Source organism: Vreelandella alkaliphila, from assembly GCF_016107625.1.
GTDB classification, from domain to species: domain Bacteria; phylum Pseudomonadota; class Gammaproteobacteria; order Pseudomonadales; family Halomonadaceae; genus Vreelandella; species Vreelandella alkaliphila.
On record NZ_JABASV010000025.1, the window covers coordinates 1 to 6,465 of the forward strand.

The window sequence follows — 6,465 nt, forward strand, 5'->3', positions numbered from 1 at the left end:
TGAAAGGCGTTACTTTAAGAGCCTAACGGGTGTCTAAAATATCCGGGGCGATTCATACAATATAGAAACAAATACGGGTGTGCTCGGTGTGCGCGGTACTCACTTTCGGGCAGGCTACTCAAATGAAACACTAGTAACGTCGGTTTATGAAGGGAATGTTGCTGCTCAAAACCGAATAGGTACTGCAGAAGCCTCAATAAGTAAGGGAGAGGGCGCACGTATTGATGAAACAGGTGGTATCCAAGTTGTGCGTTTATTGCCACCACCCGATGACGTAGATATCACCTCGCTGCCAAATGAGGCCATACAAATAGATATTTCGTCGTCTATGCAGGGGAAAACTTACAGAGTACAAATAGCAAGTGATCCAAACTTTTTAACGATAATACGTGACCAACGATCTGAGGGTGACCAGGTACAGCTCGCCCCACTTTCTCCGGGGTTTTACCATTTGCGAATAGCTGCTATAGATGATTTTGGTATCGAAGGTAATAGTGCTATTTTCGTTATTCATCATCATGGGAATCGAGTATCCGTTAAGCAGGAAGAAGACTCGTGGGTCTTCGAGTGGCTTCATAGAGCACAAATAACCTACCGCTTGCAACTAGCCGCTGATCACGAATTTACGAAAGTTTTATTGGACTATGAACCTCAAAATAACGGTCCTTTAAGAGTGAGTCGTCTGCCTGGCAACGAGATATTCTGGCGTGTAGTTAGCTTAGATGAACGAACAGATATGACGGTTGTTCTCGATACTGGAACACTAAATGACACAGGGCAGTAGCCTTTCTAGAGCATTGCACCGACGGTTTGTGATGACATGGTGTGCAATGGGTAGTTTATTACTACCCATTGCTTTTTTTCTTTATAGTTTGTCTCCCTTACTGTCTGATAATTTTTTTTACGATGCTTGGCTTTCCAGGCAATCAGAGCCTCCTTCTGCCGATATTTTGGTTGTAGCGATAGATGAGCCCAGTCTACAAGCATTGGGCCGTTGGCCTTGGTCTAGAGATGTTCACACCCAGCTGATTGATCAGTTGAATGCAGCGGGTGTGCAATCGATTGTGTTGGACGTCCTGCTAGTTGAGCCAAGCCGCCTACCTGAAGAAGATGCGCGGCTTGCCAATGCAATGCATCGCCATGGCAGCACTTATCTTCCAATGGCACTACTTTCTGAATCTTTATTGGAAGGTGGTACACGAGATGTTTTAACCCCCCCTTCTCCATTATTATCTGCTGCCAGGGGCGTTGGACATATCAATATGGTGCTTGATACTGATGGCGTGGCTCGGTCGGTTGAATTGTTGATTGAGCGCCGGGGTGATGTATGGCCACAGCTCATGACCCTTCTTGCGGATGGAGAGAATAAAGGAGAGCATGGTGTATCACATTGGCCAACTGAGGCGATAAGAATACCATTTAGAGGCCCGACTGGTTCATATCCAACTGTTTCTTATCATGATGTATTAATGGGGTATGTTCCCGCCTCTTTACTCAGAGGTCGTACTGTCTTAGTGGGTATGACTGCTCTTGGTTTGGGTGATCGCTATAATGTATCGTTATTGTCTTCCAGTTTAATGCCAGGTGTTGAAGTACATGCCCACTTACTTGATGCCCTACGAAATGAAACTTATATACGCCAAGTAGACAGCTGGATAGGGGCTTTTTTAGCAAGCTTGCCTATTGTTGTCTTAATGCTGTTGGCATGGTGGTTAAGGTTTCGTTATTTATTACTAGTGGTGCTATCGCTCGGTGTTGGGGTGTTATGCGCTTCTCTAGTTGCGCTGAATTTTAGGTGGTGGTGGCCTCCTTTTGCGAGCCTAATAGCATTGGGCATCGCCTTCATTGCAATTGTTTGGCAAAGCCAGGCAGCATTGCTGTCTTGGTTTGAGCGCGAGCTGGAATTGTTATATCAAGAACCATCTATCTTGCCATTTAGGGAGCCTGATGATATTCGAGGTGAGGGCGGGAAACTTTATCAGCAGTCTCAAGCACTTGAATTTGCGCTAGATAGAATTGTAGAAGGGCGGCGATTCATATTAGATGCAATGCACTCATTACCGCTCCCCATCTTCATACTAAATAAGAAGGGAGAGGTTCTACAGGCAAATAAAAAAGCATTGGCGATTTGTTGGGAGGAAGGAGAGCAGGCCATCGATCACATTGAGGCGTTGCCATCCTTCCTAACCTTTGAAGAGAAACACGGTTTTTCGACTATATGGCCACCCCAGCCAGCTGGCATGAGTAACGTCAACGGCATTCAAATAGGTGGATTATGTACTGATAGAGATGGGCGAACGTACCGACTGGAGATGGGAGAGTTATCTACAACGACGAATAGTGCGGCTGGGGGCTGGTTAGTATGGCTGGTTGACCTGACAAGTGAAGTAGAAGCTGAAGCACAGAGGTCTAGTATGCTTAGTTTCTTGTCACATGATATGAAAGCTCCTCAGGCAAGAGCGCTAGCATTTCTAGAAGCCCAAAAAAATCCAGCCTCGGCCGCAACGCAAGCTAATTTCTATAGCTATTTGGAACAATGCCTCACGATGGGGCTTGGGATGATTAACGACTTTATTAATTTAACGCGAGCCAAGTCATTTGACTTGAAAAAAGAGTTTGTGCTTTTTGAAGATGTTGTTATGGAAGTGCTAGATCAAGTTTACCCACTTGCGAAAGTAAAAGATATTAAAGTGGTGAGCAAGCTAAAAGATGAAGATGGCGCCCCGATGATGGGCGACAAGAACTATCTTGCAAGAGCTGTGTTTAACTTAATTGAAAATGCCGTTAAGTATACGCCTTCTGGGGGCGAAGTTAATGTTCTTGTGTATCGACAGAGTAAGTGGATTGTGCTGCAGGTTTCTGACAATGGCGTCGGTATTGAGTCTGATGAAATTAACGATATTTTCGACGACTTTACGCGCAGCGATAAGGATGGCGTGGCAGAAGGGCATGGTCTCGGGCTAGCATTAGTGAAAACGGTAGCAGCTAAGCATGGCGGCGAGATTTGCTGTGAAAGTGAGTTTGGTAGAGGTAGTCAGTTTACAATGAAGCTGCCTTCTTGTGAGTTGTGAGTTGTGAGTTGTGAGTTGTGAGTTGCCGAAGTGCCAATTGTTAGTTGTTTTTTTGAATGCTGATTATATAAACGACGTTGCCTAGCTCAGGCATCTGTTGTATTTGAAAACGAATATTGACATCTCTTAACTGCATGCCATATTCCCGTTCTGGTTGACCATGATGGTAGGCTGGTCGTGGGTCTTGGCCTAATACTTGAGTAATTAGCTGCCTTAAGTCACTAGCATCTGCGCGTTGAGCAAGTGCTTTTTCGGCCGCTGAAGAGAATTCTACGGGGTAAAAGGGTGGCGGTGCTGGGGCAAAGCCTGAGCGTGCATTCGGAACAGCTTCAGTCCAAGGCAGGTAAGGTTTGATATCTACCACGGGTGTACCTGTCATTAAATCTGCTCCTTTGAGCAATAGGCGTGCACCGTTGTGCGTATCAATACCCACTAGCTCAACGAGCGATAGCCCTAAACGATTAGGCCGATGTGTGCTACGACTCGCGAATACCCCTATTTTTTTATTGCCACCCAGTCGGGGTGGGCGTACAAGGGGAGCCCACTCTTCGGGACTGCGGTGAAAAATAAAGCTGATCCATAAGTGGCTAAATGCTTCTAGTCCACGAACGCTTAACGGTGTGTTGAAGGGGGGCGTTAATATCAGTGTCGCTTTCGCTGCCGTTGCTAGTCCTGGTTGGCGAGGAATGCCAAACTTATCAGGGTAGTCGCTTTCAATATAACCTATAGGGTTGATGGTAAATGACTCATTTATGGATATATCGTGCATGGCACACCTTACGTGTAGATAAAAACGAAGTATAAAGCAGTCAAGCATCGAGTTGGGATGCAATGACCCGTTAAGGTGCGATAATTAAATAGTGGAGTTGTATATATGCTAAGTACTAATGTGACAAGTACTAACGTGACAAGTACTAACGCGAGCCAAACACCTTCTGCGCCCACTCCACGAATTATCTATCGTGAAGGGTTTGCCCGTGACGCAGCTGACCAAGCAGAGGTGTTTTATCACGCGGTGATGCAGGGCGCTGCTTCCCACTATGGTGTAGACGAACGCCGAGCTTGGGCGAATGCTCTGCCACGCGAGGCAAGCGCCTGGGCGGCCAGACAAACGCTTTATACTACGCTGGTTGCCAGCTGTGATGGGCGATGTGTAGGGTTTTTAGAGCTGGATGTTGCGGCCAAACGTATAGAGACACTTTATGTGTGGCCTTCACTGACTGGACGCGGGATCGGTACCACATTGTTGATACACGCTGAACGTATGTTGCTTGAGCAGGGCGTATCGAGTGTAGAAATTGAAGCAAGCTCAGTGCTTTATGAGCGCCTGCTTCGCCGAGGATTTACTAACCTCGGCGAGCAGTGGGTAGAACGCAGTGGCGAGCTTTTGAAACGCTATCGCTTAGTCAAAAAGCTCAACGCTGTCGAAACCTGAGTACATCAAACGTCGAAGGTGTGGGTAATACGCATCGATAAATCGATCGATTTTAGGTCTTTGGTGAGTGCGCCGCTGGAAATGCAGTCAACACCGGTATCGGCAATTGCCTTCAATGTTGCTGCGCCGACATTGCCAGAGGCCTCAAGTGTTGCCCGCCCACCAGTTATTTCGACGGCTACATGCAAGTCTTCTAAGGCGAAATTATCGAGCATGATAATGTCTGCCTTTGCGGCCAGTGCTTGATCAAGCTCCTCAAACGTTTCCACCTCTACCTCTACTGGCAGGTCACTTGCCAATTTACGAGCTTGCTCAACGGCTGCCGGAATACCGCCACAAGCAGTAATATGATTCTCTTTAATTAAGAAAGCATCCCACAATCCAATCCGATGATTATGTCCACCGCCGCAGGTTACTGCGTACTTTTGGGCTAGGCGCATTCCAGGCAATGTTTTACGCGTATCTAGTAGACGGACATTAGTGCCTTCAATTAAATCAACGTAATGTCGTGTTGAGGTAGCTGTGGCAGATAATGTTTGCAGCATATTTAGGGCAGCACGCTCACCGGTCAGTAGGCTGCGAGCAGGCCCTTCTAGCTCTAAAAAACACTGATCTGCTTGAAGAGAGTCGCCGTCTGCTGCCTGCCAACGTAGCGTAACGCGGTTATCTAACCGTCGAAAAATCTCATCTACCCAAGCAACACCACAAAGTACTGCGGGTTCACGCGTAATGATGCTGGCGGTTGCCCATTGGTTCTCAGGGATTAGCTGCGCTGTAATATCGCCAGGGCCAATATCCTCAGCTAGTAAGCGGGCTGCGCTAGCGCGTATCTCTTCGGCAAGAGCGTTTTCATAATGCATGGCGGTGAGTTCTCTAGGCGTTATTGAGTGTGTTGGGCATTATAGTGAAAGAGAATGCCAACGTAGAGAAGAGTGTATCTGTTATGAAAAGTACAGCCTTTGATGGGCAGTGGCCAAGCGCTAGACAAATGGCATCACCCAACTGCGATCAGCGCCCCAATAGTGAGGTCTCGCTACTGCTTATTCATGCGATTAGTTTGCCGCCCGGTCAGTTTAGTGGTGATGCCATTGAGGCACTGTTTACTAACCAGCTAAATTCAGCAGAGCACCCCTTTTTTGCTGAGATTGCACATCTTAGGGTATCAGCTCACTTTCTTATTCGTCGCGATGGCGAGTGCTTACAGTTTGTTGATACAGATCATCGCGCCTGGCATGCCGGGCGCTCATGCTGGCTGGATCCGTATCAAAAGGCGTGGCGAACAGCCTTAAATGACTTTTCAGTGGGTATTGAGCTGGAGGGTGACGACGTGACCCCTTTTACCAAAGCGCAATATCAAAGGTTAGTAGCGGTAACTCAGTGGCTAATAGCGCGCTACCCACAGCTGGATAAGTCACGCATTACCGGTCATGCTCACGTGGCTCCACTGCGTAAAACTGATCCAGGGCCAGCCTTTGACTGGGCTTATTATTATCAACAGTTAGATGCTTAGCGCTGGGTTAATAAATTTGTAAAAGAACGTTGGAAATTTAATTAAGTACTTCACTCGTAAGTAAATAAAACGGTAGTTTGGCTACATTTTTGAGCGTTTGGTAGATTCGTCTAAAGTCTTACTATTTTTTTATGTTGCGGTGCAATAGTCTGTTTTCGATAGCCTTTTAGGGCTTGCTGGAATTGGCAGAGTGACGACTTTGCGGTATCTTCTCATATACAAAAGGCTAACTTTTACGACAATTGTGTAGCTTTACTACATCGGAAAGTACGTAGCTTGTTGAATGTAGAAAGAAAACCTCTACGCGACGCTTAGGCGTCGGTGTTTTATCGGCCTGTGGTGGCTAAACACCGCAGCCGCCCCAGGCCCTAAGGGTTGGCGGGGCTCATTGTCATTTATCGTCATTCGGAGAGACCTCTATGAGTCTGGAGACAAGAGAAGATCTCGAT

General features: G+C 46.9%; 6 protein-coding genes. 4 read left to right on the top strand and 2 right to left on the bottom strand.

What is annotated here, in order from left to right; translation table 11 throughout:
* Positions 1–88: 88 nt before the first annotated feature.
* Positions 89–784: a FecR family protein gene (locus tag JFC11_RS18750; protein WP_198350263.1), complete on the top strand. Its 696-nt coding sequence runs from the start codon at positions 89–91 to the stop codon at positions 782–784.
* A gap of 46 nt (positions 785–830) precedes the next feature.
* Complete coding sequence (locus JFC11_RS18755; protein ID WP_038478014.1) at positions 831–3,071, top strand: CHASE2 domain-containing protein; 2,241 nt, start codon at positions 831–833, stop codon at positions 3,069–3,071.
* 40 nt (positions 3,072–3,111) lie between these two features.
* Here the strand turns inward: JFC11_RS18755 and tsaA are convergent, their stop codons facing one another.
* The gene (tsaA, locus tag JFC11_RS18760; protein WP_038478011.1) at positions 3,112–3,840 is read right to left on the bottom strand and encodes a tRNA (N6-threonylcarbamoyladenosine(37)-N6)-methyltransferase TrmO; all 729 of its coding nucleotides are present in this window, start codon (positions 3,838–3,840) and stop codon (positions 3,112–3,114) included.
* Positions 3,841–3,945: 105 nt separating this feature from the next.
* Between tsaA and JFC11_RS18765 the strand changes: the two genes are divergently transcribed.
* A complete protein-coding gene (locus tag JFC11_RS18765; protein ID WP_232482985.1) occupies positions 3,946–4,506 on the top strand; it encodes a GNAT family N-acetyltransferase in 561 nt (186 codons plus the stop codon).
* Between the two features lie 5 nt (positions 4,507–4,511).
* Here JFC11_RS18765 and nadC read toward each other — a convergent pair whose 3' ends face one another.
* The gene (nadC, locus tag JFC11_RS18770) at positions 4,512–5,366 is read right to left on the bottom strand and encodes a carboxylating nicotinate-nucleotide diphosphorylase (RefSeq protein WP_038478005.1); all 855 of its coding nucleotides are present in this window, start codon (positions 5,364–5,366) and stop codon (positions 4,512–4,514) included.
* Between the two features lie 83 nt (positions 5,367–5,449).
* Here nadC and ampD point away from each other — a divergent pair, with 83 nt between their 5' ends.
* The gene (gene ampD, locus JFC11_RS18775) at positions 5,450–6,016 is read left to right on the top strand and encodes a 1,6-anhydro-N-acetylmuramyl-L-alanine amidase AmpD (protein ID WP_038478002.1); all 567 of its coding nucleotides are present in this window, start codon (positions 5,450–5,452) and stop codon (positions 6,014–6,016) included.
* Positions 6,017–6,465 lie beyond the last annotated feature (449 nt).

What these genes read in the sequence shown, in the direction of transcription:
- JFC11_RS18755 (WP_038478014.1), top strand. Translation starts at nt 831, where the DNA reads ATGGGTAGTTTATTACTACCCATTGCTTTTTTTCTTTATAGTTTGTCT.
- tsaA (WP_038478011.1), bottom strand. Translation starts at nt 3,840, where the DNA reads ATGCACGATATATCCATAAATGAGTCATTTACCATCAACCCTATAGGT.
- JFC11_RS18765 (WP_232482985.1), top strand. Translation starts at nt 3,946, where the DNA reads ATGCTAAGTACTAATGTGACAAGTACTAACGTGACAAGTACTAACGCG.
- nadC (WP_038478005.1), bottom strand. Translation starts at nt 5,366, where the DNA reads ATGCATTATGAAAACGCTCTTGCCGAAGAGATACGCGCTAGCGCAGCC.
- ampD (WP_038478002.1), top strand. Translation starts at nt 5,450, where the DNA reads ATGAAAAGTACAGCCTTTGATGGGCAGTGGCCAAGCGCTAGACAAATG.